This is a genomic window from Flagellimonas pelagia (genome assembly GCF_003584135.1).
In the GTDB taxonomy this organism is placed as follows: Bacteria; Bacteroidota; Bacteroidia; order Flavobacteriales; family Flavobacteriaceae; genus Flagellimonas; species Flagellimonas pelagia.
Genome location: NZ_QXFI01000026.1, coordinates 197,074 through 223,014 on the forward strand (window position 1 = coordinate 197,074; position 25,941 = coordinate 223,014).

Here is a 25,941-nt window from a genome sequence, read left to right on the forward strand (position 1 = left end):
ACTTTCAATATCGATATGGACACTACGGAAGATTTCTTCAATTACATACGAAGTGGCAATCTAAAAGCCTTGAAAATGCTTTTGGATGAAAACCCCAAGCTTTTGGAATCCAAGGACCAACGCGGATCTACCCCACTTTTGTTGGCTGCCTATTATGGACATTTGGATATGGTGAACCTTTTGCTGGAAAAAGGGGCACAGGTAGATGCCAAGGATGGGTCGGGCAATACAGCTTTGATGGGTGTCTGCTTTAAAGGGTACGTGGAAATTGCAGCACAATTGATCCAAGCCGGTGCCGATGTGAACCACAAAAATGCAATGGGTGCCACTTGTTTGATCTATGCCGTAACTTTCAATCGGGAAGATATGGCAGCCTTACTTTTAGATCATGGTGCCGACGTAGCCATTAAGGATGCCAAAGGGAAAACCGCTTTGGACCATGCCAAGGAACAAGGAGCCCAAACTTTGGTTGCGCTTATGCAAAACAGATAAATCAGAATGGACCCAACGGAACAGCTCAATATTTTCAAACGGATCAAGTCCATCTCGGAAATAGGATTGATCTATGCCCAAGACCCCTACGATCGAGAGCGGTATGAAGAATTGAAACAGATAAGTTTCAAACTTTTGGAAGGGATCAGTGATACACCGATTGATGTTCTTGAAAAATTTTTCATGCCGCAAGAAGACTATCCAACCCCTAAGGTAGATATCAGGGGATTTGTTCTCAATGAAAAAGATGAGATTTTAATGGCAAGGGAAAGCTTGGATGGCAAATGGAGTATTCCAGGAGGTTGGGCGGACATTGGCAGTACCCCATCAGAAATTGTGGTGAAGGAAATAGAGGAAGAAACGGGCATTATAGCTGAGGTTGTTAGATTATTGGCGGTATATGATAAACGGATGCATCCACATCCGCCCGCCCCGAACTATGTTTACAAGATGATCTTCCATTGTAGGATTGTCGGGGGAGAAATGAATTCGGGTTTCGACATTCTCGATGCAAACTTCTTTTCTTTAGATAATCTTCCCGAACTTTCAGAAGAACGTATTTTGGAGAGCCAATTAAAGGATTTGTTCCAAATGGCCACATCACTGGAACCTAAAACATATTTTGATTGATACCATGTCCCAACGCATTACAATAGCATTGATCCAATCCCATCTCCATTGGGAAAATCCGGAAGACAACAGAAAAATGTTCGAGGAAAAAATAAATACGGTTTCCAAGGATACGGATTTGATCATCCTCCCTGAGATGTTCACTACCGGGTTTACCATGACTCCTCAAAAAATAGAAGCAGAGGAGGGCGATATTACGGTAGGATGGATGAAATCGATGGCCGAAAAAACCGAAAGTGCCATCATGGGAAGTATCATTTTTCAGGAAGATGACCAGTTTTTTAATCGGTTGTTCTTCGTATATCCCAACGGTGAAACAAAGACTTATGACAAGAAGCATACCTTCACCCTAGCAGGTGAGGACAAAGTGTATAAGGCAGGCGAGGAAAAATTGATTTTGGAATATAAGGGTTTCAAAATTTGTCCGCTTATTTGCTATGACCTCCGATTCCCTGTGTGGGCTAGGAATACCGAAGATTACGATGTGTTGGTTTATGTGGCCAATTGGCCTAAACCCAGAATAGAGGCTTGGAACACCTTACTTAAAGCCCGTGCCATAGAAAATATGGCCTACTGCGTTGGTGTCAACCGTATCGGCCAGGATGAATTAGGATATGATTATCCGGGGCATAGTGCCGTGTATGATGTGCTGGGGAAGCAACTTGCCTTTTCGGAAGGTGAAGAAATTCTATACGCCACTTTGGACAAGGAGCATATTGTTTCAACAAGACAAAAACTGAAATTTTTAGAGGATCGGGACGATTTTAGTTTGAAAGGATAAAATTTTCCTCTTTTTCCCAATTTGCCCGTATTTCAATCAGACCAGGGTAATAACTGATTCGTTCGGGCTGACTTTTTTGAAGGTAACTTCCCGTGTCCCATATTCCGTTTCCATTTTCGTCAAAAATAACGCGTGCCACATAATTGCCGGGTTCAAGGTTGTTGAACTCAAAAACCTGTGATTCCGTTGCCATTATCTCACGTTGCATTTCACCCTTTTCGTTGGTCAATTGTACAATCACCGGATACGTTACCTCCCCTCCAAGCCTTATTCTCAAAACTCCATAGTCGGCCAAACTTCCTGTGGAAAGATTGTAGTCCAATGTATCGTTTGCAATCCCGAAGAAATCCGTAATGGCACCGGGCAGCAAGGAAAACGAATACTTTTGATTGGGTTCCGTTTCAAAATCAAAGTCGATTTTATTTTCCAAAGAGTCCAGACTGAACGTGTAGTCTGCGGGGATGGAGTCGCTTACTTTAAAGGAGATTTTACTGGTATCCAGTTGTTGTATTGGAGTGCTGGCCAAAATACTGAATGTATCCTCCGGGTTGAACTTGCCCCTTGTACTGGAGGAAACTTTTAAGGAGTCCAAAGGTAAATTCCGGGTCTTGACGGTAAACGTGTCAATGGCCTCCAACTTTTCATTGGAAACCGTAAATATGATGGAGTCCAGATCGGTCGGGGTTATCCAAAACTTCAGGGTGTCCTTGTCGCGCTCCTTCAAAATCAAGGTCTTTACCGAATCCGGTAGTGCGGTCAATGTTTCGATCTTCATGTCCCTATAATCCCCTTGATAGCCAAAGATGATCTTGTTCTTGGCCACAAAACTGGGCACGGAAGCCTTGTAATTTGATATTTCCTTGAAGAGCGTCAACAAATAAATGGAGTCCGTGGGAATGGTCACGGTATCCTGTAAAAAACCGATCTTATCCTGGCCTTGGTTGTACATATTGTTTTTGTTGGCATCCTTCAAGGCAAAGAGAGCATAGTTGCCCGCCTTAAGGTTTTTCAGCTCAAAAAAGGGAAGGCTGTCCCCAGTATTGGTAATATAAAGGGGAGGACTTTTATAAATGGTGGAGTCGGTATAGGTGCTGTCCATTTCATACAACATCACACTGATAAATTCATCCGCTTTTCGGTTATAGGCATCTTTTACGGCTCCGGAAACCGAAAGGGAATCGATATAATCCCCAGTGGAGAACACATAGGTGAGGAAACTGTTAGGGTTGCCCTCGTTGTTGTCTTGGATACTTTGTCCAAAATTGATGGTATAGGTGGTATTTTCCCGAAGGGTATCCTTGATGACCAACTCAATATATTTGCTTGGAGTACCCTGTGGGGTTATTTCGGCCGCATTTTTAAAAGGAGGGGAAACGACCAATTGGTTTTGCACATCCTGTAGTTTGATCAACTCATCAAAATAGAGCCGTATTTTCTTTTCCTTAAAGTTGATGGTAAAATTTTCAGGCTCGGCACGAATGAGTTTTGGCGGGGTCACATCTTTGGGGCCTCCGGTTGGCGAACCCCTTTTGGCACACTGCCAAAGGGCCAGTACCATAAAGGAGATAAAAAGAAGTCCCAACATTTTTTTTATGTACACCATGCCCAAAAATCAATGTGGAACAAAGAAACAACTAATTTGAAAAATGGGACAAGCCATTAATAAAATTTAACCCTACGGGACCATGGCCATGCTCAGGACCGAAATTTCAAGATCATGTTGTTCCAAAAGCGTTCTTGCACAGATTTCAATGGTGGCACCCGTGGTGATCACATCATCGACCAAAAGTACATGCCGGAAATTGATTTCTGCATCGGGATTCAATACAAAAGCTTCTTTGGAGGTTTCCCATCGCAATTGCCGATCCTTTTTGGTCTGTGTCTTGGTGTTGATTACTTTCAACAAAACATCATCACGGTACTCGGCATGGATGTTCTCGGCAATTTTTTGGGCAAATAGCGCCACTTGGTTGTAGCCTCTCTTTTTTAGTTTTTTGGGATGAAGGGGAACGGGAATTACCACCTCAATGTTATCTAGACCGGGATTATTCTTCAATTGAGCGCCGCACCAGTCCCCTAAAAAGCCACCGATTTGCTCCTGATTTTTGTATTTTAACCAGTGCAATAGGTTTTTGATCAACCCGTTTTTTGAGAAAAAAGTGAAGGAAGCAGCCTTTTTTATGGGAATTCTACCATAAAATATACGGTCTACCGCATTTTCTTCTAGGTAGTTATGATCGGTGAGTGGCACATCATGTCGACAAACGGCACACAAGATGCTTTCTCCCCTAAATAATTGGGTATTACATCCAAAACATACCCTAGGCAATAGGATGTTGTTAATCTCGTTTATTATCTTAGCCAACCTTTTTGGTATCAAATCTTATACACGTTAAGAGTAGTCTGTCAACCCATGAACCCCCAGGATAACACCTTCAACTACAAGATTATCTTTGCTGCGCTGGTCGCGGTGATCGTGGGTATTCTGATTGCCTTCTACTATAGTTATGCCCAATCCAAGAACCAAATGGTTTTCCTAGAGCAGGAAAAATCACTTTTGGTCAAAGACCTGACCTTGATGAGGGCGGAAGTGGACAGACTTTCCGGACTCAACGAAGTCAATGAAATTGAATTGCAGACCTCGAGGTTCAAGGTCCAGCAATTATTGGATTCTGTGGGAAGGTTGAACTTCAATATTACGAAATTGAAAGAGACCCGCAAAGAACTCCGTAAATTGGAGCTGAAGTTTGATAGCCTCAAGCTGAAGAACAACTTCCTTAGGTACAACAACAGCTTGTTGGCCAGTAAGTATGACGAGACCATAAAACAGTTGGAAGATTTACGTGGCAGGACCAAAAGTATGGAACGAACGGAGTCCTTGCTTCGAGAAACCACACAGGAACTGGCCCGTGAACTTCGTATTAAAAGTTATTTGAAACTTCAGGATGCGGAGGGTAGTGGATTCCGATTAAGGGCAGGTAGGCCCATCAAGACCAATAAGGCATCCACCATTGAAAAATTACGGGGCTGTGTCACTGTTTTGAGTGACCCCAACACCAAAGGGGACATCAAGGTACTGTACCTGCAGTTCTTGGATCCTAATATGGCCGTGATCGAGGACAATGCCAATACCATTTCCGTAAGTGGGAACATCTACAGCAAAAAAGTGGAGATCGTGTACACAGGAAAGGAAATCAGTATTTGTGATGCCATTACCGTTCCCGAGGGGTCTTTGGCAGAGGGAATCTATACACTCAATGTTTTTGAGGACGAAAGATTGCTGGCCACCTCCGAATTTCAGTTGAAATAGCGCATTTCTTTTTAGGTAAAATTCTATTTTTGCCCAATGGCAAATCAAGAAGACGTTTTTAAGAAGGTTATCTCCCACGCAAAGGAATACGGGTATGTGTTCCAATCCAGTGAGATATATGATGGACTCAGTGCAGTTTATGATTACGGTCAGAACGGTGCCGAGCTGAAAAAAAATATACGCGAATATTGGTGGAAGGCCATGGTGCAGCTCAATGAGAACATCGTGGGCATCGACGCCGCCATTTTTATGCATCCAACCACTTGGAAGGCCTCCGGCCACGTGGATGCCTTCAACGATCCGCTGATCGATAATAAGGATTCCAAAAAAAGATACCGTGCCGATGTTTTGATCGAGGACTATGTGGCCAAGATCGAAGCCAAAATAGAAAAGGAAGTAGCCAAGGCCGAAAAGCGTTTTGGTGACAGTTTTGACAAAGAGCAGTTTTTGTCCACCAATCAACGTGTGATGGATTACCAGGCGCAGGCCGATACCATCCTGAAACGTATGGCCCGATCCTTGGAAAAAGAGGATTTGGCAGATGTGAAAGCTTTGATCGAGGAATTGGAGATCGTTTGTCCTATTTCAGGTTCCAAGAACTGGACGGATGTAAAGCAGTTCAACCTAATGTTCGGTACCAAATTGGGAGCCTCTGCCGAAAGTGCCATGGATCTGTACTTGAGACCCGAGACCGCCCAAGGTATCTTTGTCAACTTTTTGAACGTACAAAAAACCGGGAGGATGAAGATTCCCTTTGGGATTGCCCAGACAGGTAAGGCCTTCCGTAATGAAATCGTAGCCCGACAGTTCATTTTCCGTATGCGGGAGTTTGAACAGATGGAGATGCAGTTCTTCATCAAGCCGGGCACCCAAATGGAGTGGTATGAGGCTTGGAAGGAAAAGCGGATGAAATGGCACCTTTCTTTGGGTATGGGAGCGGACAACTATCGTTTCCACGATCATGAAAAGTTGGCACACTACGCCGATGCCGCCGCCGATATCGAATTCAAATTCCCATTCGGATTCAAGGAATTGGAGGGAATCCACTCGCGGACCGATTTTGATTTGGGTAACCACGAGAAATATTCCGGAAAAAAATTACAGTACTTCGATCCAGAATTGAATGAAAGCTACGTGCCCTACGTGCTCGAAACCTCTATTGGTTTGGACCGTATGTTCTTGGCCGTGTTCTCCAATTCATTGCAAGAGGAGGAGTTGGAAAACGGAACTACCCGTACCGTATTGAAAATTCCTGCTGTTTTGGCCCCGAACAAAGTGGCCGTTCTGCCGTTGCTCAAACGTGACGGACTTCCAGAAGTGGCCCAAAAATTGGTGGATGAGCTGAAATGGGACTTCAACGTGGATTATGATGAAAAGGATGCCGTGGGTCGACGCTACCGTCGACAAGATGCAGCAGGGACCCCTTTCTGTGTCACTATTGACCACCAAACGTTGGAAGACGATACCGTGACCATTCGCCACAGGGATACCATGGAACAAAGTCGTGTAAAAATTTCCGAAGTGAAGGACATTATCGCCAAGGAAGTGGATATGCGCTACTGGCTACAAAAAATCTAATTTTTAGAAAAGACCTGTAATTTCCCCATCATCATTAATGTCGATACCTTCCGAAGAGGGATGTGCCGGGAGACCTGGCATTCGCATGATGTCCCCCGTGATGGGAATGAGGAATCCGGCCCCAACGGCAATTTCAATTTCGCGTACCGTGATGATAAAATCCTTGGGTCTACCCAACAAGTTGGGATTATCTGATAATGATTTTTGCGTTTTGGCAATGCAGACAGGTAAAGCTTCCAGCCCTAAATCTGTAATTTTTCTAAGATTGGCCTTGGCTTTTGGCGTGTAATCTACATATTCCGCACCATAGATTTCCGTGGCAATGGTGGCAATTTTTTCCTTTACACCCATTGTCCAATCGTAAAGCGGTTTGAAATCGGATTTTTTGGATTCCACCACATCAATAACATGTTGGGCCAAATCCAGAGCTCCTGCACCGCCCTTGGCCCAAACTTCGGCCACGGCCACCCGAATGCCTTTGGAAGCAGCAAGTTCTTTTACTGCTTTGATTTCCTCATCCGTATCCGATACAAACCGGTTGATGGCGATAACGGGAACCATTCCGAATTTGGCAATGTTCTCCAAGTGCTTTTCCAGGTTGGGCAATCCTTTCTTTAAGGCTTCCACATTGGGTTCTGTCAAGGTTTTCAAATCTGCTCCCCCATGATATTTTAGGGCACGAATGGTTGTCGTGAGCACTACTGCTTTTGGTTTCAATCCGGCACTCTGGCATTTGATGTCGAAAAATTTTTCGGCACCCAAATCAAACCCAAAACCTGCTTCGGTGACCGTGTAATCAGAATGGGTCATGCCCATCAAAGTCGCTATCACAGAATTCGTCCCTTGTGCAATGTTGGCGAATGGCCCCCCATGGATGATGGCCGGATTCCCTTCAATGGTCTGCACCAAGTTGGGTTTTATGGCATCTTTCAATAAGGCGGCCATGGCACCTTCGGCCTTAAGATCTTTGGCGTAAATGGGTTTTTTGTCATACGTGTAGCCTACAAAAATATTCCCAAGGCGTTCCTTTAAATCGGTCAAGTTTTTGGCCAAACAGAGAATGGCCATGATTTCGGAGGCTGCCGTAATATCAAAACCGGTTTCGCGGGGTACTCCGGATGTGGTTCCTCCCAGCCCAACAATTACATGACGTAGCGAACGATCGTTCATGTCCATTACCCGTTTCCAGCCAATGGTCCTTGGGTCTAAAAGCAAAGAATTGGTCTTGCTCTGTATATTGTTATCGATGATGGCCGCAAGCAGGTTGTGTGCTTTTTCAATGGCGGCAAAATCGCCCGTAAAATGCAGGTTGATGTCCTCCATCGGCAACACTTGCGAATACCCCCCACCGGTGGCACCTCCTTTTATCCCGAATACGGGACCAAGAGATGGTTCCCGAAGCACCACTGTGGTCTTTTTGCCCAGTCGGTTCAACCCTTCCGATAGCCCGATGGACATCGTGGTCTTACCTTCCCCAGCCGGGGTTGGGGAAATGGCGGACACCAAGATGAGGTTGCTTTTTTCAGCCTTGGTTCTGTCTATGGCTTTCAAGGGGAGTTTGGCCTTGAATTTCCCGTACATTTCTATTTCCTGTGGGTCTATTCCAAATTTTTCGGCAATGGTGGAGATGTGTTTCAAAGAAACATCCTTGGCGATCTGCTGATCCGTCATAGTGAAGTTTTTATGTGCTGGGAGCAATAAAAATGCTCCAAAAATTATCTTACAAGATACTCAAATCGGGGGAGTAATCCCATGATAAATGTTCTTGGTCGCCTTACTCTACCCTCCTGCCTTGGGTGGTAAAGGATAGCCCTTGTTGCCCGGAAGTGGAAATCATAACCCCTTCAAAATACGGTTGGTGGGAGGAGGGTTTTGTGGCCCATTGGAATAAAAAGTTGGCCCCCGTTCCACCTGATCGGTCCTTTTCATCAATCACGATTTCCACCGTTTCCATAGGTTTAATATAGATGGGAAAATCGAAGTAAGTGCGGATGGAGGTACCTTGGGTGTTAAAATATTCTGCTTTGTTGATATAGATGGTATCCTTTAAGTTGGTGTTCCGCATGCTGATGGTGCTGGTGAGATGGTGGGTGCGATGTTCCGTTTCACTATAAATTTCGGAATACACGGAGAGGTAAGAAGTGCCCATTACCAACGAGTCGACCTTTGAAAAATCCGCTTTGCGATTGTTCCAGTTGACCGGATCTACAGAACTCACCTCTTTTGGGGCTTTTTCATTGCAGGATAGGACAAGGACGGACAAAAAAATTAAAAGAAGCTTCTTCATGGTATTATATTGCACACAGACTAAGATACGGATTAGCTCGCTATAATTTTATGCAGAATCTGTTATGATCAAACCCAAGGGTACGCAAAAAGCGGCACCTTCCGGGGAAGATAACCGCTTCAGCAACCAAGTTGGTCAAATTTTATTTATCCGTCACAATCGTTTGCCACTTCAATGGCATCATTTCTGGCATCTACCAGATTATCCAGTGTGGTGGTGCCCCGTAAGGTTATTTCAACAAAATCACTTTCCACTTTGGTGATCACCCCATTGAAATGACTAAATATAAACTGGGATTTAATTTCTTCACCGGTCAAAGCAATACCATCTTCGGTATCTGTGCCCCTTACACGAAAGCGCTGTATAAAAGGCATCTGGACGTTGGAGTAGGTTTGGTAGGCATCATACACCAAAACAGCGGAACCGGGTTGTACTTCTATGCTTCGGGTAACGGAAAAAACATTGGATTTTGTGTTCTGTGCATCTTGATATTGGGTCTGGCTGGAGGCAAATCCAGTGGTGGTACTATACTCTTTGGTCGCTTCTGCAGAAACATCGACCCCTTGGCCAAAAAAAGAAACGGAGGTACTCACCCCAACAGTGGCCGAAAAGGAAGAAGTACTTTCGGAGGTGAGTTCTATGGATTCTTCCCAAGCTACGGTGGTAGTGGTTTCAATGGTCTCCTCAAAAACGACTTCTTGCTCCAAAGTGCCCGATGTGCAGTTGGAGAGTGTACTGTTGATGCCAAAAGAAGTGTTTACCGAAGGTAGGATAGGTTCCAAATATTTGGTGGCCAAACTTTCCACTTCCCATCTGATGGTGGAGGGAATCAATCGGAATTCCCCAACGATGGCACCTTCAGGAGCACCAGTGCTTGTATGCATCAAGCTGCTTACATTGCCTTCTGAATCTTTGTGCACATGTATGTAATCTCCCAAATAGTTTTTGATGCGGATATTGCCTGATTCCTGTATTTCCATGGTAAATTCAAAATCTACGGGTAAAGAGGTTGCATCTTCTTTGTAATAGAGCCAGTAGTCTATATCCATCCAATGGCTGAAATAGAATTCGCCCCAAACTGCCTTAATGTAAAAAGTATTTTCTTTGCCCGAGACCGGTATCAACTTAAATTGCGTGTACACGTTTTCCATGTTCATGGCATTTTCCTTTGGCCCAATGGAAAAAGGGGTGCCCGAATAGTGGTAATCTTCTATTTGGCTCTGGTCGCCCGACTCCAAAATTCGGGTGGTAAATTGTCCGTTATAGACCAAATGGATGTAATACGGAAGCTCGGTGTTGATTACCAATTTGTTGTCCAGCAAGGGCAACGATTTTGCATCGATGACCACACGGGTGCCATTTTCCCGAAAGGATTCGGCGGTGAAAACCTGTTCTAAAACCGTACCCCCATCAGCATCTTTCAAAGTAATTGTCATGGGAACCCCATCACGAAGTTCGGACAGTGCATTTTCGGACAGATCGGCAACGGGGATGGCCAAACGGGCCATATTGGTAAACTCGTCAATGTCCAGGGTTGCGGAATAATCCCCTTCATTGGCATCCACGGTTACTTCGGCCACTGTGGGCACATACCCTTTTCGTACCACATTCCTTATGTCGATTAGTATGCCGATACTGCCCTGCTCCTCTCCAAGGTCTTCGGCAGCGATCCCTTCGGATTCCACCAAATGACCATTGATGGGTTCAGAAATTTCAGGGGGAGTATCTTCACCATCCTTGCTACAGGATAGGATAAAAATCAGCGACGCCACCCATGCAAGTTGTAACAGGATGCGTAGATACTTTTGTGAAAGCATTGTTTTCATGATGTTTATTTTACTTGGTTAACTGCAAGCAAAACTAGATCGGGTATCCTCCGAAGCCTAAAAACTGCTATGGACAAAACCATGGACAACCTGAAAAGTACAGTGAAAATAGGTGCTCCGAGAGCCTGCTTTAAAAAAGGAACTGTGGATATCGGGTTAGATTTCTTCCAAAAGTGAGGCCAGATCCCCTTGTTCGGACGTGGCCAGTTTTTTCCTCAACCGGTATTTGGTCTTGATGACGCTCTCCGGACTTATGCCCAACATGCCCCCAATTTCCTTATTGTTCAGGTTGAGTTTTAACATGGCAATCAACCGGATTTCTGCTTGGGTGATTTGGGGATAGTCCTGCTTCAGCATAAAGAAAAAATTGGGGTACACCTCTTCAAAAATGGACTTGAAATTATCCCAATCCGCTTCGGTTAGGATAATGGAGTTTGTCAACTGCTTGATGTACTCCTGTTTTTGCGATTGGTTGGCCTTGGATTGCTCCATCTGTGCCTCAAAGGTTTCGATCAACCGATTTTTTTCCTTGATGGAGTTGGAGAAGTTGGTCAATTGCTGTTGACTGAGTTCCAATTGCTTTTGGGCGTTCATCAATTTGATCCGCGAAGCAGTCTGCTCCTGATTGTGCAGGTAAAAAATGCCGAACAAGAAGGTAATCTTTTCCAAAGCGTTTCCGGCAAAGGAATAGAAAAAGGTCTGCGCATAGGCATTGTGGTACTGGGTAATCCAGGTAAGGGTGGCTCCCAAAATGATGAATACGGACCCTAAAAACACAAAGTATTTGAGCTTTCCAGGTATTTTGATGAGCAACAATGTGCCCACCAAAATGGAAAACAGGTTCACTTTATTGGCCAATGGCAGCAGTTTATAATAAGCCACCATGTCCGTTAGGTTGAGGTAGAACAGTATCAGGATCACAAGGCTTCCCAAAAATATATAGATCTTAAAGAGGCGACTGATTAGCTTGTTTACAGTAGAAAGACTCAGATAACTGTGGATGAACGCCAAGTACAGAATGGCTGTGATGGGTAGGAAGAGGCTGTGGGAAAACGGCCATTGAAACGAGAATAAGGTGGGGATTTGATAATATCCGGTAAAGAAAAACAGGTGGCAACTGCTATAGAGGGCATAGAACAAATAGCTCCTTTTGTAGGCAGTTACCATAAGGTAAAAGTCCCCGAACAGGATAAGCAACAATACTCCGGCATAAATCCCGATGCTCCATAGGTCGAACAATGCACGGGAATCCGCACTTTGACGATCGCTCACAGCAATAAAGTCATAATCCTTAAAGGCCAACTCCTTTAAAATTCCCTTGGTCTTTACATAATAGGTCTTGGAGCTGTGCGGCAAAATATCATCCGCAATTTTCCCATCGGCATCTTCGCCACTATACAAATGGTCATTGTAGGTTTTGACCAATACCCCTTGGGGTTGAGCAAAAATGGGGAAGTTGGTTTTGTCCAACGTAAAGTACTGGATATCCCAGTCGTTGGCATAAAAGACCAGATCTTTCCTTTGATCGGTGTTATTAATAATAGTGAAACGCAACCAAAGATTTCCTGTGCTAGCATAGTCTTTAAATTGACTACGGGGCTTAAAGTTGTTTTGAAAATTGGGATGTGCAATTGCCTCAAAGGTCAATTTACCTTCTGGATCTTGGTAAATAAACACCTGATCATCATCCAAGAATTTTTTTTGCCCAAGAGGTTCATTGCCCACTACAAAAGATTGCGAATGACCAAGTTGAAGAATGGCCAAAAAAAGGATGATCAGGGGTAAGTTCCTCATGGGATTGGGTGATGCATTTACTAAGATAAGGAATCCCCTTAAATCATTTTGGAAACAAAAATGATGGATGGTTTAAGACAACCACAATTTTAATTCCTCAAAAAGTTCTTCGTTGGCTGAATAAACACCGTTGAACTCTGAAATAAGATATAAGGGGTTTTCATGGGCAAACTTGAACCGAATGGGAGCCCAGGTGGTCCCGGAACCTCTTGTTTGAAACGTACTAAACGTTTCATCGTACCCGTGATAAAGTTGTTCAATTTCGGCTTTGGGAATGTTGAACTGCACCTCGGTATCGTGAAAAATATCAAAACCCACAAAGGAGATGCCATTGGCATCAAAAGTAACGGAGCCTTTAAAACGAAAGGGCGGTGGTGCGTACATGATGTGGGATTGTATCCAGTCCAACCAGGTACGGTGCTTGAAATCGTTCTTAAAGATCAAAAAACTGTTCTTTACAATCATAGACCCGATTTTAGGATTGGCCTACCCTAAAATTAGAACAAATTAATGGCTTTTCTATGCGGTTTGCTTTTCTTTTCGATACAACAGATAGGAATATACAATCGGGATAAGCGCAATGATGATGGTAATGGCCAAAAACACTTTGGCATTGATTTCTTTGTCCAAGAGCAAACTGCAAACAATCACCAAGAGACCGCCTACGAACCAAACCTTACCACCCAATTTGTGGGTCTCTTTCCAAATGGATTCACTTTCCAAGGTCCATGGGGTACGGATTCCAATAAAGTAATTGGCCTTGATGGTCTTAAAATAGTTGCCGAAAATAAGGTAGAGTAACCCAATGATCAAGAAAATAATGTTCGGATTGGTCAAGGTCTGGTTTTTGGCCGTGTAGATGATGAACAGGGCCAAGGCCGACATGAATGTGGTGAGGATCAATTTTAAAGTGTCGTACTTGTTGCCCATTTTTTGGATCTGTTTTTTTGGGTCGATGTAGGGTACGGCCAAGAAAATCAAGTAGATGAGTAGTGGCAACAGGATGGGGATCATGATCAGTTCCGATTTGTCTCCATAGCGGTCCACTTCGCCTTTTAGGTTATAATGCAATGGCACCTGTTCGGGCAGTTGGTTCCACACATACATCAAATAGAGAAACGGAAGTAAAACAATGCCGATCAGCGGGAGTTCCTTTTTTAGTTTCATGATTTATTTTTTAAGGTTAGTATCCAATTGAGCAGATCTTCCAAAATGGTGGTGTTGAGGGAGTATTCCACAAACTGGCCTTTTTTTTCACTAGTGACCAAGTCCGCTTGGCGCAGTATGTCCAAATGGTGCGAAATACTGGGCTTTGAAATATTGAAGCGTTCCGCGATCTCCCCCGCGTTCATGTCCTTTTCCTTGAGCAGCTCTACAATTTGCCTACGGGTTTCATCATTAAGAGCCTTGAACAGCAAATTCATTTTGATTAGTTATTTAGATAAATGTCTAAATATTAATTGAGATTTGCAAATGATTTGGGTAAAAGGTTGTGGGTGAAGGGATTTTTTGGGTAAAAGGGTTAAGGATGAAGGGTGAAAAGGTGAAGGGATTTTTGGGGTAAAAGGGTTAAGGATGAAGGGTGAAAAGGTCATGTTGTCCCGATAACTATTGGGATTGTTTCAGCATCCTATCTTTTGGTTTGGAGATGTGACCCTGAACTGAATTCAGGGTGACGTGGTAATCGATTGTTATTTGCCGTCATGTTGAACTCGTTTCAACATCTCATGTTTAAAGTTAATTGGATGAGACCCTGAACTGAATTCAGGGTGAGGGGAACCACCATCACAAAAAACCACTAATTCGTAGTAATGTGGTTAAAAATTAGAAGCTATTTTGCCCCCCATGTTAACCGAATCCCAAATCAAGGAATTAAACGCATGGATTACCGATACCTTTGGTACGACAGAAGTATTGGCCGAATATTTGGACTTGGCTGTGGAAATGCTTTTTTATGTAGAGCAAGGCACTTTTGAGCAACAAGAGTTGCAAGATGTGGTGACTGTTTTATTAGGTATGAAGAGAGTATTGAAGTGAAATTCGCCAATAGGAAGGGTTTATTTATAGTTCAATTTTTCAGGTCTTTTTTCTACATGAACTGTGAAACCAGGAAAATCAATCAAATCTTTGGTTAAATTTTCGTCATATGTTAAACATTTTTTTCGAGTGGATAATAATACGGTTGCAATATGACAATGATCTTCTTGATTAGACAGCAGGCTTTTTTCTATCTTTTTGCTGAAATTTTTCTCAATAAAATCCTTAATATCTTCCTTACTTTTCTTTAATAATCGCCCTTGTCTGGTTAACCTGTCTATTATGGATGGAATTGAATTCGGTTTTGAACAATTTCTAGAGGACTTTAAATACTCGACCAATAATTTTTGTGAAACCATTAAATGGGCAAACTCAACAATTTTGTTTGGTTCATTCTCAACCAGCTCTTGGTCAAAATCATTAATCCAAGAAATTAAATCCTTGTAGTTTTGATCAATAGGAGAAGCAAAGTTTTTTGCAATATTATTGTCGATAAAAAGATCTTTCATATTATTCAGCCTCGATTGCTATATTCATGACATCCAACATATATGTATCAAAAAAAGTTTTAGGAGCATTCTTGATTTGACCGTTTTTTAGAAAAATTAAATCATAGTATGTAGCTTTTTCTCCGTTGTTGTCTATAAAATATGTTTTGACGTCCTTTTCCTGTAATCTTTTTTTGGCAATTGCAAGCCTTATTCTGTTTAGTAGATACTCACTGTGAGTCTCAATAATATATTTTTTATTATCCTTAGATATGCGATCAACAATATAGTCTCCAAATTGAGCTTGGATTTTTGGATGCAAATGAATTTCTGGCTGGGCAATAAAAAGGGTCGACCCTTTACCTAATTGCAAATCGGCAACAATAATAGGTAGGAATTGACTTATTCCAAATCCCACATCACTTAAAGATGACCATATTCCTTTGTTCTTTGTTCTAATTAATATTTCAAATCTTCCCCCATCTAGTCTTTTAGATTTTATTTCATGTAAAAGGCCTAGATCTTTAAGAATATCGATTAACTCTTTATACTTTGGAGACTTTTTTGTTTCCCAAGATATAATTTGATCTTCATAATTTTCTCCAAATTTCCCAACCTTTAAATTAATTTTTGAAGTTTCGTAATATGTCCTCTCAGGATACAATCTGAACGAGCTTATATAGTTTATTCGATCATCATACTTAGTGAATATGCTTGTAATAGATCTTATAAATTGATGTAAATAATAATTCTCTTCTTTTTGTAGATATTTTTCTAGCTCATCGAAATCTGAAAATTTAAATTCAATTTTCGTATTTATCTTGTTGAAATTAGATATTAGGTTTCCTTTTTCAGTTGGATCTTTCTTGAAAGAAGAATCGATTAAATCCATTATTTTTTTCACCATTTCTGGAGATCTAAATTCACTTTGAGGATCTTTATCCGGGAAATATTCAAATCTTAAACTATATTTTCTAATTTTATTAATATGGAGTTGATAATATTCTGAAGAAGCAGTTAGTTCTTCTAAAACAGGTAGGTTTCTTAGTTTATCACTCTTCCAATATGTTGTGATTCTTTCATTATTTTCATCAGTTAAAAATTCTAACTTGATTAATTTGGATTTGTCATGATTGAATACAATTTCTTCAAAATCACCCATTCTGATATATTTGCCATTGGGGGAAAATTGAAAAGGAAATTCTCTGGATTGAATGGCACCTAGAATGCTATAAAGAAGTGAACTTTTACCACTACTGTTTGCTCCTGTCAAAAAAGTTATTTTTGAAGTTTCAAACTCGATTTTTTCGTAGCACTTGAAATTTTCAATGTTTATTTTGTTTATCATCTTTTTGCTTTTCTATGAGTTTGCTACAGCCAGAAATGTACATAATTAATTATAAGTAAATTCTTTAAAAACTATAAAAAGTTTTTGGGTTTAATTGTAGCTCAGCCCTTTTCAAACACATTTTTTTTGTTATAAAGCCAAATTCACTTCATCCCATACAATGCCTTACCTGCTTCCTCATATTTGTCACCTGCATTCCAAAACAATTTTTCCGGGGTGTTGGCGATCAATCGCCCAGAGAACACATATCCTTGGTAAAATTTCAATAGATATCCGTAATCCAAAGAGTCGGCCTCGTCACTGGCTTGGTGGTAGTATTTAAAAATCTCGTCGTTAAAACTGCTGAACCCGGTGGAGTAGGTAGGTGCGGGAATGCCCTTTTTGGCAAAGCTTACGTTATCACTTCGGTCAAACAGTCCCTGCTCCGGTGCGGGATCACCAATGGCCTTTAGGCCAAAAGTGGAAGCACCTTTTTCAATCAAAGATTGGGCGGAAGTGCGTTCCAACCCAATAATGGTCGCCAAAGAGGTGTCGTTATAACCCCCGCCGTCGGTATTGAAACAATAGGAAACTTGGTCCAAGGGTATCATGGGATGGTCAGCATAATATTCACTGCCCAACAATCCTTTTTCCTCCCCGGTGAATAAAATGAACAGGGCCGAACGCTTGGTGGGGTACTTGCCCAAGTTTTCCGCCATGGACAAGACCGCGGTAACACCAATGGCATTGTCGCGGGCACCGTTGTAGATGGAATCCCCTTCGGCATTCGGTTGGCCAATGCCCACATGATCGTAATGGGCGGAGTAGATCACATATTCGTTTTTGAGTTGTGGATCGGAACCTTCCATGATGGCCACCACGTTTTGGGTATGCAAGGTGGTCTTGGTCTGCCCATCGGATTTTAGACTGTAGGATAGCTTTTTGCCTTTTTCAAAACCAGGGTTGGTCGTATTCACCCAAACATGGGGCATTTCAGTGGCTTCAGCATCCTCATCGGATTCTTTAACTTCGGTGCGTCCCCCAATATAATGTTTCAAACGGCTCCACATGGCCTCCTCAAACTGTACCAATTCCAAAAGTCCTTTGGCGCCCATGGCTTTGGCCAATTCCACTTTCTCCCTACTGCTTCGGAACATTTGGCCAGGATCTTGTCCGGGCGCACTGCCCCCAAGGACCACCACCATTTTATCCTTCACATCTTTTCCTTTAAAATCCGCTTCGGTGCCATAGCCCAAAAACACGGCTTCGCCAGATTGTTCCATGGCAGGCATGGTAAAGGAAGCAAGCAATGGATAGGCAACACCATTCAGGGTCAGCTCCAAAAAGTTTGGTGCGCCCGTTTGTACCAAATCAAATTTTTGGTAGTAGGAATCGGTCCCGGGAACAGGTACGGCCCCATTTCTTCTCAATTCGTTCGAGAGGTAACTGGCGGCTATCTTATTGCCCCGTGTTCCTGCTTCGCGACCTTCCAAAAGATCATCCGCCAAAAAATAGATATGGCTTTTTATGGTGTTCACGTTTACGGTAGAAGCCGCTTTTTCTTCATCGGTCTGGGCTGAAAGGATTCCAACCAACAGAAAAGCAAAACAAAGGGTAAATAAATTTTTCATCAGTATTCGAGTTAGTTTGGTGTGCATCGATTTTTAAAGATAAACCAAATTGGGTCATTTTCCAGAGGGAACCACACCTTGTTCGTTTAAGATGCCCGCCATTTTTAAGTGGGTGATCACGGGTTTTTTGGCCATCCGAACCAAGGTCACATGGTCAAAGGCCATGGAATCCTGCGGGTTTTGGCTTCCTCCCGTAGTACCTAGCACGGTGTAACTGTGCCCTTTTCGAATACGGTTGGAAAACGAATGGAAATGCCCGTTGATCACGGTGTAATCCCGATTTGCCAACACATCTTCCAAAGGTCCAAGGCCTTTTTCGTCTTCCCGCATCCACAAAGGCTTGTGCATCAGCACGAACGTCCATTTTACATCTGGATATTTTTTCAAAACTTCGGTAAAATAACTCAACTGGGCACTGCTCATGCCGCCAATGCTACGTTCGGGCATGCTGTAGTATTCCGATTCCTCATATTTCCCCACGATTTCCCCGGCGATGATCTTGAGTGCTTTGGCACGGGCTTCATAGATTTCCATCATCCGTTTTTCCTCATAATCCTCCGAATCCATCATCAGAAAAAGGATATCGTTGTACACAAAATGATAATAACGGGGACCGAAACGATTTTTCCAGAATTCCCGCATTTTTGGGTTGGTGAGGTCGTGGTTTCCTCCCAAATGGAAAAAGGGCATGTTCAGTTTGGCCGTGCGTTCGTCAAAGGAGTCCCATTCCTTGGTCAATATGGAATCGACTTCGGTACCACCATCAATGAGATCCCCCACACTGAGCACAAAGGTGGGATCGAGTTGGTTCAATTGTTGAACGGCCGTGGCATATACGCCTTCGCGTTCACCACCATTCAAATCGGAAATAATGGCAAAGGTGAAGTCATCCTCTGTTGGCTCGAAGACTTCGCTGGTCCATGGTTTTGGCCCTTCGGAAATGTCGTGTTCAAATATGGGGGCTACAGGTTCGGGCTGTTGCTTGCAACCCACCAAGCAAAGCAGGGCTAGAATAAAAATGTGATGATTTTTCATGAAGATTATTTTTTTCGATAATCCAGTGCGGGTTCCCTATCACCCAATAAGGCTTCGTATTTAAAATCGGCACCTCTACGGTCGTTGAATTCGGTCTTGACCTGCTCTAACAATTTTGGGTTTTTGATGAGATCTATGGCGGTGAGTGCCATGGTTTTGGCGGCGACCATCATTCCCTTGTAACCGATATCGGTGCCACCGGCGGCAACGGCCTGCCAGCTGTGGGCAGGAGTTCCGGGCACCCATGTGGCGGCGGTAACGGCTCCTGTTGGGGTGTTCCAGCTTACATCACCGGTATCGGCAGAGGCCTTGCCATGGGTGAACTCCATAGGCTGCACTTGACCGGCACTCTCAATAGGTCCTGGGGTTCCCAAGGTCTTTTGGATTTCCTTGGCAAAGGCAATATCCTCGGGGGTATAGTCTACTCCACCCACTAGGGTCATGTTGGCATGCAACAAGGTTTCCAGTGCTTCATTGGGCAATCTTTCATAAGTTCCACCAATGATTTCATAGGTCATTTCAGTTTCCGTACCGATGGCCGCACCTTGGGCAGCTTTCACCACTCGATCCCAAACGGCCTTCACCTCAATACGGTTGGAATGGCGAACCACATAATATACTTCAGCTTCTTTGGGAACAATATTTGGGGCATCGCCACCTTTGGTGATGATGTAATGGATTCGGGTGGGTTCTGTGGTATGCTCGCGAAGCATGTTCACCAAATCGTTCATGCCTTCTACCCCATCAAGGGCAGAGCGACCCAATTCGGGAGCCATGGCTGCATGAGAAGACTTTCCGGTAAACCTGAATTTTCCTGAAATGGTGGCGAGGTTGGTACTGGGATTGGCTGTGTTCTTATCTCCTGCATGCCATGAAACAATGGCATCCACATCATTAAAAAGTCCGGCCCGAACCATATACACTTTTCCAGAGCCCCCTTCTTCGGCTGGGGTACCATAAAAACGAATGGTTCCCGATTTTCCGGATTCTTTTAAGTAATCCTTGGCGGCAATGGCAGCAGCAAGGGAACCTGTACCGAACAAATGGTGGCCACAGGCTTGTCCAGGGGCATCGACTACCCTAGCTTTTCTAAAGGGTATGGCTTCCTGCGACATCCCAGGTAAGGCATCAAATTCTCCCAATACCCCGATGACAGGACTACCGGAACCATAGGTGGCCGTGAATGCGGTTGGAATTCCCGCAACACCGGCTTCAATGGTAAAACCTTCTTTTTTAAGTTCTTCTTGCAAGAGCGCAGAACTTTTTTCCTCCAGATAACCCAATTCGGGATTTTCCCAAAGCGATTTGGCAATGGAGGTATAATGGTCTTTTTTGGCATCGAGGTCGGCAATCATTTTTTTCTTGTCCTTTTGTGCCATGGAAATGGAAGAGATCAGCACAAATGCGGAAGCGAGTAAAAGTTGGTTTTTCATTTTAAAAGAGTTAGTAGTTGGGTTTTGGTTATAAAGTTGGTTGGCGATGCAAAATCGCGGTTCTTCCAAAGATAATATTTAAAACCAGTGGATTGAAGATCCTTTCCAAAGGAAATGGAAGAGAAGAGTTATTTTACCGAGACACTATTTTTCACAAAAATAGATGTGTTCCTCTGGATCTAGGCCCAATTTGAATTGTTCCTCCTTGGAGAAACAGGTTACATAGTCATCAACGTGTACCTTGAATCCACGTTCTGCCAGTTTGTCCTTGTAATCCTTGGCATAATGTCGAACATGGTCGTGTTGGCCAAAAGCAATTTTTCGCTGCCATTTTTTGTTCAGGGAAAAATCCTCATAGGTTTTAATACGATTGTAATCAATGGGGACTTGAAAATACCCATGACCACCCTTTTTCATCACCCGATACAATTCATCCATAGCCTTTTTATCGTCGGGGATGTGTTCCAGAACATGGTTGCAGATGATGAGGTCAAAGGTGTCATTTTCAAAGGGGATAGCTGTAATGTCCACTTTTTGAATGGGTACAGGTTTGGCGTATTTGAATCTTTTGGGTGAAATATCACAAGGATGGTACTCAATGTGTTCGGCTTCGGAAAAAATTTGATAAAGCGCTTTTTCCGGGGCAAAATGTAGTAATGCAACGGCACCAGAATTTTCAAAAAGACCTAAATGGGCCAAATAGAGATACATCAATCGGTGACGTTCCAACGAATGGCATTCCGGACATAGGGCATTCTCCCTTTTTTTGACACCGACACTGCCAAAAATGGGAAACGAAAATCCACAGATCGGGCAAAATACCCTATCCTTGGAATCGTCATGACAGTCTTTTTCTGAGTTGGATTTTTGGTATAACCTTTTGATAACGTGCACCAAAAGGTTCCCAATGGTTCTTTCGTTCTTCATCCTTTAAAGCCTAGGGGCATGAGTTGCCTTGGTCAATTTTGGGATGAAAATACTGGGATGGGTTGTTAGGAGTTGGTCAAAATTGATGGATGCCCTGAATCAATTGATGAGATCCTGTTATTTGACTTTGGAAGCATTTTCCTGAACCCTAAAATCAACAATTCTTTTAATAAGGTCGTAGGGCATGGGTTGGTCCAATGGAAACTGTACAGAACCTTTTCCTTGTTTGTACTTCGACAATTCCGAAGCAAATTTTTCATGCCCCGAAGGGGTAGCGTAAAGTCCGATATGGTTCTTATAGCCTGCAAAATAAACCAAAGGTTTACCATGGGTTTTGTAGCCCGGCATGCCATAGGCGATTTGTTCCACGGCATCCGGGGCGGCATCCTTAACAATGATTCGAATCTTTTGCATGATTTCTTGTGCCTCTTCTGGAAACTTGGAAATGTATTCATCAATTTCATTCATACGTACTGATATTGAGATGATTGTATAAATGTAGAAAATTTAACTCATCAAAATATATAGGACAAGCGTGCCCCACCATAAAAATTACGTCCATTGCCTGGGTAAAAATAACGAGGTTGGGCACCTCCAAAACCTACCGCATTGATAAGGACGGATTGCGCATAGTTTTCGTCAAAAATATTGTTGATGCCCGTGTGCAAACCCAGTGTCATATGGTTGGACAATTGGGTACGATACCCCAGTTTGGCATTGAAAACATTATAGGAACTGCTACTCTCGGTATTTGCATCGGTAAGGGGAATGTTGTCCACATATTGATGGGTCAGGTTCCATTGTAGCCCGTTGGTATGTTGAAGATCCAACCCCGTGCTCAGGCGATGTTTGGGAACACCAGTCAATGGGTTACCAGAGTAGTCGTTGTCTCCATCCACAAAATCTACAAAACTGTGGTCGCTAAAGGTGTAGCTGACATAAGGTGTAGCGATAAGTTTATGGGTCAAATTGGCTCGGTATCGCACATCCAGTTCCAACCCTTGGTGGCGGGTTTGACCTGCATTACGGCCGATATATTGATCTTCGCCAACGCGTTGGGCCACCAAGAGGTTTTTGATGTCCATTCGATAGAGGGTCACGTTGGCGGAGAATCGATTTTGGCACAAAAGCCACTGACTGCCCAGTTCATAATTGGTGCCTGTTTCCTGTGCAATGTCGGGGTTGATTACCCCATCGGGCGTCAGGGTTTCTTCCAGACTTGGATTGGAGAACCCACGACTGATATTGGCATACAATTGTCCAAAATTGAACGAATATCTCAGGCCAAAATTGGGCATCAAAATGGCATCGAAATTCCGTTCTGCGGAAGTATTGGCATCCCCTTCATTGAACAGGTCGTTAAACGTATAATGGGTTTTGTTGAGGTTGAGTCCCAACTGTGCCGAAAAAGCTTCAGAAAATGGATAGGTGAGAGACCCGAAAAGATTGAACTGTCTCCTAAACTCGGTATTCTTGCTCAAGCGATTACCTTGCAGACTGCCATTGCCATTGTTATCGGCATATAGATTTTCAAAAGTACCCCAGTGGTATTCGTCTTTGTACAATTCACCTCCCACCACATATTGGGCCTTTGCCAGATGTCCTTCAAAGACACTTCGAAATCCAAATCCATTGGTAAATTCATCCAGTATGTCAAAGGGTCTAGGCTCATAGTGGTCCAAATAGGTATAAAATAAGCTGGTGGTATTTTTGAGCTTTTCTGAAAATCGGTAAGTATGCGACAGCCCTGTCAAAACATATTTGTTGGCCTCATACCCTTGTGCAGCCAACCAATTGGATGCTGCTCTCGTGGGGTCTTCCTCAAAATCTGTCAAGTTGATGGAACTGGCGATATGCGCGGTGTAATCAATATAATTCGTTAAAAAGGAAAGACTGCTTTTGGAACTGATTTTAAATTCGGTATTCAACAAAAAACCATCACGCTCGAACTGACTGTTCTGTCTGTACCCATCTGTTTCAAAATGGTTATAGGCAAAGGTGAGGGCAAATTTTTCTTCAGAATGTACAAAGGAAAGATTGTCCTTCAGCATGGCATACGAACCAAATGTTGAGGTATTGGTCAATCGGGTCTCGTCAATGGAAGAGGTCTTGGTCTGCAATAATATTGCTCCTCCCAAATTGGAACCATAGGCCGTTCCCTTCGGCCCTTTGATGACCTCTATGGATCCCAGATTTTCAAAATCGTAAGCCTCAATGGCTGAAAATCCCGTACCGTTGGTTACAGGAATCCCATTAAAATACAAACGCAGTTTATCTGTTCCGTAGGGCGTTCTGGCCCCAACCCCGCGAATGGTAATCCGATTGGTATTCAAGGCCCCGGAGAGCATATAGACACCTGAAATTTGATTGATGGCAGACGGAAAATCTATGGGGTTAAACCGTTCAAACGTTTGGGTGCCAATAGTGGAGGAGACCGTAATGCCTGTTGCTTTTTTGGGCACGGCATCGTCCATTAAAATAACCTCATCCAATTGGGTTATGGAATCTTTTTGGACGTCTTGAGCAAACAATGAACTGGTAGAAAAAACAAGAAATAATACAAAATGGATTCTAGGGCTGGGTAAAAAACTGGGGAACAAGGGCAATTATTTTTTTAGGGTTATGGTTTTTCCTTTTTGGGCACTTTCTTTGGCTGCTTCCAGAATTTCAACCACTGTCATGTTGTTTTCCAGGGCCGTCAGATCACTAGGGTTTAATTTTACCTTTCCTCTGATGACGGCAGCTAAAAGCGAGAAGGGATCATTATAGGGGTTGGATCGTTCTTCCAAAGTCATCTTTTCTTCCTGAAATCCGTCGTAGCCTTCTGCCATGCGAACCCGAAGTGTATTTCGGTTATCGGCAAAAATGGCCCCGGTAAGCCCATAAATTTCCATATCCTTTCTGCCGATGGGCCAGTTCCATGAAGGTTCCAAAATGGCCATGGAATCGTCATAGGTAAGCAGGATGGTGGCATCATCATCCACTTTTGGGTTGTTTTCGGATTGCAATTGTTGGGTAACGGCGGTCACCGAAATGGGTTTTTGGCCTTTCTTTAACCAGGTCATTAAATTGGCGCCATAGCATCCAAAATCAGTAATGGCACCTCCACCGTTCAGGACAGGATCTTGAAGCCAATCCAAAAATTCTTTGTTCACACCAATTTTGACAGGTCCCCTATGCCCATCGCGTACGATCACTTTTCGAAGTTCACCGATCTTTCCATCATCAAGCAGTTGTTTGGCCTTGTGATTGGTCGGGTACCAAGTAGTCTCATAATTGGTCAGCAATTGAATATGGTACTTGTCCGCAAGGGCTTTCATTTTTTTGGCATGATCCACACTAACGGCCAAAGGTTTTTCCACCATCACATGAATACCTTTGGGAGCACAGGTCTCCACCACCTTTAAATGATCGTAAATGGAACCAAAGGCGGTCACGGCTTCAGGGTGGGTGGCGGCAATCAATTCTTCCAAGCTATCATAGACCAAATCCATGGAAAAACCATGTTGATCGGCAAAGCGTTGTGCCAATTCACGATTGGGTTCGGCAATACCCACTATTTTGATGTCACCCGTATCTTCCCTACCCAATATTCCATGTACGTGGGAATGGGAAAGACCGGCGACCCCAATTTTTAGAGGTTCGGTTTGTGAAAAAAGTGTTGTAGCGGGCATCAGGGCAAAGGTCAGGCAGACCAAAATGAAACGTACCATTGGTTTAGTTGATTTATGTGCCCTATAAAAATAGGAACTAATTATCAAGTTCTGTCAAGAAATTGGAGGTATTCTGTATTAAGGCAAATTCATCCTTCAGGTTGGCTAGTTCCGTTTGGTAAATCAATTCGGCGGGGTATCGCTTGCCGTCGAATCCAATTTTGTCGAATGCGGCGGTCGCATCGGAAATCAAGGTAACATGGAACCCCAAATTGGCGGCCATGCGGACTGAGGTGGATATGCAATGTTCTATGGTAAGTCCAACAATCACCAAATCGGTAATATTTTGGGCAATCAAAGCAATCTCCAAGTCGGTTCCGATGAAGGCACTGTTCACCTTTTTTTGAAAAACAGGCTCGCCCTCAATAGGTTCCACCAAAGGATGGATACTATTTCCCTTTTTGCCAGGGTAAAGGGGTGATGCAGGGTTGGTAGAATTGTGGATCACATGAAAAACGGGAAACTTTTTGTTTCGAAATGCCTTCAAGATCTTTGCGCAGTTCTCCTCAGCATGTGGATTGTTGCGTTCGGTGCCGTAATAGGCGGTTTCCTGTAAACCGGATTGAATATCGATCAAGAGAAGGGCCTTCATACCAAAAGGGATTTGTCCATAAAAGTAAACCAAAACCATGCATTATCTACAATTCTTTTG

General features: G+C 43.3%; 25 protein-coding genes. 6 read left to right on the plus strand and 19 right to left on the minus strand.

Annotation, left to right across the window (positions count from 1 at the left end; translation table 11 throughout):
* Positions 1–15 precede the first annotated feature (15 nt).
* Genes D2V05_RS10935 through D2V05_RS10945 form a run of 3 tightly spaced genes read left to right on the plus strand, consistent with a single transcriptional unit; the run spans position 16 to position 1,903 of the window.
* A complete protein-coding gene (locus D2V05_RS10935; protein WP_119647655.1) occupies positions 16–492 on the plus strand; it encodes an ankyrin repeat domain-containing protein in 477 nt (158 codons plus the stop codon).
* Between the two features lie 6 nt (positions 493–498).
* On the plus strand, positions 499–1,122 hold the full coding sequence (locus D2V05_RS10940; RefSeq protein ID WP_119647658.1) for an NUDIX hydrolase: 624 nt from the start codon (positions 499–501) through the stop codon (positions 1,120–1,122).
* A gap of 4 nt (positions 1,123–1,126) precedes the next feature.
* A complete protein-coding gene (locus D2V05_RS10945; RefSeq protein WP_119647661.1) occupies positions 1,127–1,903 on the plus strand; it encodes an amidohydrolase in 777 nt (258 codons plus the stop codon).
* Here the strand turns inward: D2V05_RS10945 and D2V05_RS10950 are convergent.
* On the minus strand, positions 1,887–3,488 hold the full coding sequence (locus tag D2V05_RS10950; RefSeq protein WP_235855436.1) for an Ig-like domain-containing protein: 1,602 nt from the start codon (positions 3,486–3,488) through the stop codon (positions 1,887–1,889). The two genes, D2V05_RS10945 and D2V05_RS10950, sit on opposite strands and share 17 nt — an antisense overlap.
* Before the next feature lie 90 nt (positions 3,489–3,578).
* Entirely contained in the window at positions 3,579–4,268 is a 690-nt protein-coding gene (locus D2V05_RS10955) for a ComF family protein (protein ID WP_235855437.1), read from the minus strand.
* A 48-nt stretch (positions 4,269–4,316) separates the two neighbouring features.
* Here D2V05_RS10955 and D2V05_RS10960 point away from each other — a divergent pair, with 48 nt between their 5' ends.
* Both D2V05_RS10960 and D2V05_RS10965 read left to right on the plus strand, forming a co-directional pair.
* Positions 4,317–5,213: a hypothetical protein gene (locus D2V05_RS10960; RefSeq protein WP_119640522.1), complete on the plus strand. Its 897-nt coding sequence runs from the start codon at positions 4,317–4,319 to the stop codon at positions 5,211–5,213.
* 36 nt (positions 5,214–5,249) lie between these two features.
* A complete protein-coding gene (locus D2V05_RS10965) occupies positions 5,250–6,791 on the plus strand; it encodes a glycine--tRNA ligase (RefSeq protein WP_119647667.1) in 1,542 nt (513 codons plus the stop codon).
* Between the two features lie 3 nt (positions 6,792–6,794).
* Here D2V05_RS10965 and D2V05_RS10970 read toward each other — a convergent pair whose 3' ends face one another.
* The 7 genes from D2V05_RS10970 to D2V05_RS11000 form a co-directional block, all read right to left on the minus strand.
* The gene (locus D2V05_RS10970; protein WP_119647668.1) at positions 6,795–8,462 is read right to left on the minus strand and encodes a formate--tetrahydrofolate ligase; all 1,668 of its coding nucleotides are present in this window, start codon (positions 8,460–8,462) and stop codon (positions 6,795–6,797) included.
* A 103-nt stretch (positions 8,463–8,565) separates the two neighbouring features.
* On the minus strand, positions 8,566–9,078 hold the full coding sequence (locus D2V05_RS10975) for a DUF3124 domain-containing protein (protein ID WP_119647670.1): 513 nt from the start codon (positions 9,076–9,078) through the stop codon (positions 8,566–8,568).
* A 146-nt stretch (positions 9,079–9,224) separates the two neighbouring features.
* Complete coding sequence (locus D2V05_RS10980) at positions 9,225–10,904, minus strand: hypothetical protein (protein ID WP_119647672.1); 1,680 nt, start codon at positions 10,902–10,904, stop codon at positions 9,225–9,227.
* Positions 10,905–11,060: 156 nt separating this feature from the next.
* Positions 11,061–12,698 (minus strand): 7TM-DISM domain-containing protein, encoded by a 1,638-nt coding sequence (locus tag D2V05_RS10985; RefSeq protein ID WP_119647674.1) that lies wholly within the window; start codon positions 12,696–12,698, stop codon positions 11,061–11,063.
* 72 nt (positions 12,699–12,770) lie between these two features.
* Positions 12,771–13,163: a hypothetical protein gene (locus tag D2V05_RS10990; protein ID WP_119647676.1), complete on the minus strand. Its 393-nt coding sequence runs from the start codon at positions 13,161–13,163 to the stop codon at positions 12,771–12,773.
* 54 nt (positions 13,164–13,217) lie between these two features.
* Positions 13,218–13,865, minus strand: a complete 648-nt coding sequence (locus tag D2V05_RS10995) for an SdpI family protein (RefSeq protein WP_119647679.1) — start codon at positions 13,863–13,865, stop codon at positions 13,218–13,220.
* Entirely contained in the window at positions 13,862–14,122 is a 261-nt protein-coding gene (locus tag D2V05_RS11000) for an autorepressor SdpR family transcription factor (RefSeq protein WP_119647681.1), read from the minus strand. Before D2V05_RS11000 ends, D2V05_RS10995 begins: the two co-directional genes overlap by 4 nt.
* 421 nt (positions 14,123–14,543) lie before the next feature.
* On the opposite strand from D2V05_RS11000, the gene D2V05_RS11005 reads away from it, so the two are divergent.
* On the plus strand, positions 14,544–14,735 hold the full coding sequence (locus tag D2V05_RS11005) for a hypothetical protein (RefSeq protein ID WP_119647683.1): 192 nt from the start codon (positions 14,544–14,546) through the stop codon (positions 14,733–14,735).
* Between the two features lie 20 nt (positions 14,736–14,755).
* Here D2V05_RS11005 and D2V05_RS11010 read toward each other — a convergent pair whose 3' ends face one another.
* From D2V05_RS11010 to D2V05_RS11055, 10 genes are all read right to left on the minus strand, one after another.
* Positions 14,756–15,244: a hypothetical protein gene (locus D2V05_RS11010; RefSeq protein WP_119647685.1), complete on the minus strand. Its 489-nt coding sequence runs from the start codon at positions 15,242–15,244 to the stop codon at positions 14,756–14,758.
* A gap of 1 nt (position 15,245) precedes the next feature.
* Positions 15,246–16,571 (minus strand): AAA family ATPase, encoded by a 1,326-nt coding sequence (locus tag D2V05_RS11015; RefSeq protein ID WP_119647687.1) that lies wholly within the window; start codon positions 16,569–16,571, stop codon positions 15,246–15,248.
* A 143-nt stretch (positions 16,572–16,714) separates the two neighbouring features.
* Positions 16,715–18,181 carry a M28 family peptidase gene (locus D2V05_RS11020; RefSeq protein WP_119647689.1) on the minus strand — a complete coding sequence of 489 codons (1,467 nt, stop codon included), beginning with the start codon at positions 18,179–18,181 and terminating at the stop codon, positions 16,715–16,717.
* Between the two features lie 54 nt (positions 18,182–18,235).
* The gene (locus tag D2V05_RS11025) at positions 18,236–19,216 is read right to left on the minus strand and encodes a metallophosphoesterase family protein (RefSeq protein WP_119647691.1); all 981 of its coding nucleotides are present in this window, start codon (positions 19,214–19,216) and stop codon (positions 18,236–18,238) included.
* Positions 19,217–19,221: 5 nt separating this feature from the next.
* Positions 19,222–20,649 (minus strand): amidohydrolase, encoded by a 1,428-nt coding sequence (locus tag D2V05_RS11030; RefSeq protein ID WP_119647693.1) that lies wholly within the window; start codon positions 20,647–20,649, stop codon positions 19,222–19,224.
* A gap of 144 nt (positions 20,650–20,793) precedes the next feature.
* Positions 20,794–21,576, minus strand: coding sequence for a class I SAM-dependent methyltransferase (locus D2V05_RS11035; protein ID WP_119647695.1), 783 nt, complete (start codon positions 21,574–21,576; stop codon positions 20,794–20,796).
* A 117-nt stretch (positions 21,577–21,693) separates the two neighbouring features.
* On the minus strand, positions 21,694–22,044 hold the full coding sequence (locus tag D2V05_RS11040) for an iron chaperone (RefSeq protein ID WP_119647697.1): 351 nt from the start codon (positions 22,042–22,044) through the stop codon (positions 21,694–21,696).
* Positions 22,045–22,091: 47 nt separating this feature from the next.
* Complete coding sequence (locus tag D2V05_RS11045; protein WP_235855438.1) at positions 22,092–24,107, minus strand: TonB-dependent receptor family protein; 2,016 nt, start codon at positions 24,105–24,107, stop codon at positions 22,092–22,094.
* Between the two features lie 75 nt (positions 24,108–24,182).
* Complete coding sequence (locus D2V05_RS11050) at positions 24,183–25,289, minus strand: Gfo/Idh/MocA family protein (protein WP_119647699.1); 1,107 nt, start codon at positions 25,287–25,289, stop codon at positions 24,183–24,185.
* Between the two features lie 37 nt (positions 25,290–25,326).
* Entirely contained in the window at positions 25,327–25,881 is a 555-nt protein-coding gene (locus D2V05_RS11055) for a cysteine hydrolase family protein (RefSeq protein ID WP_119647987.1), read from the minus strand.
* Positions 25,882–25,941: the final 60 nt, after the last annotated feature.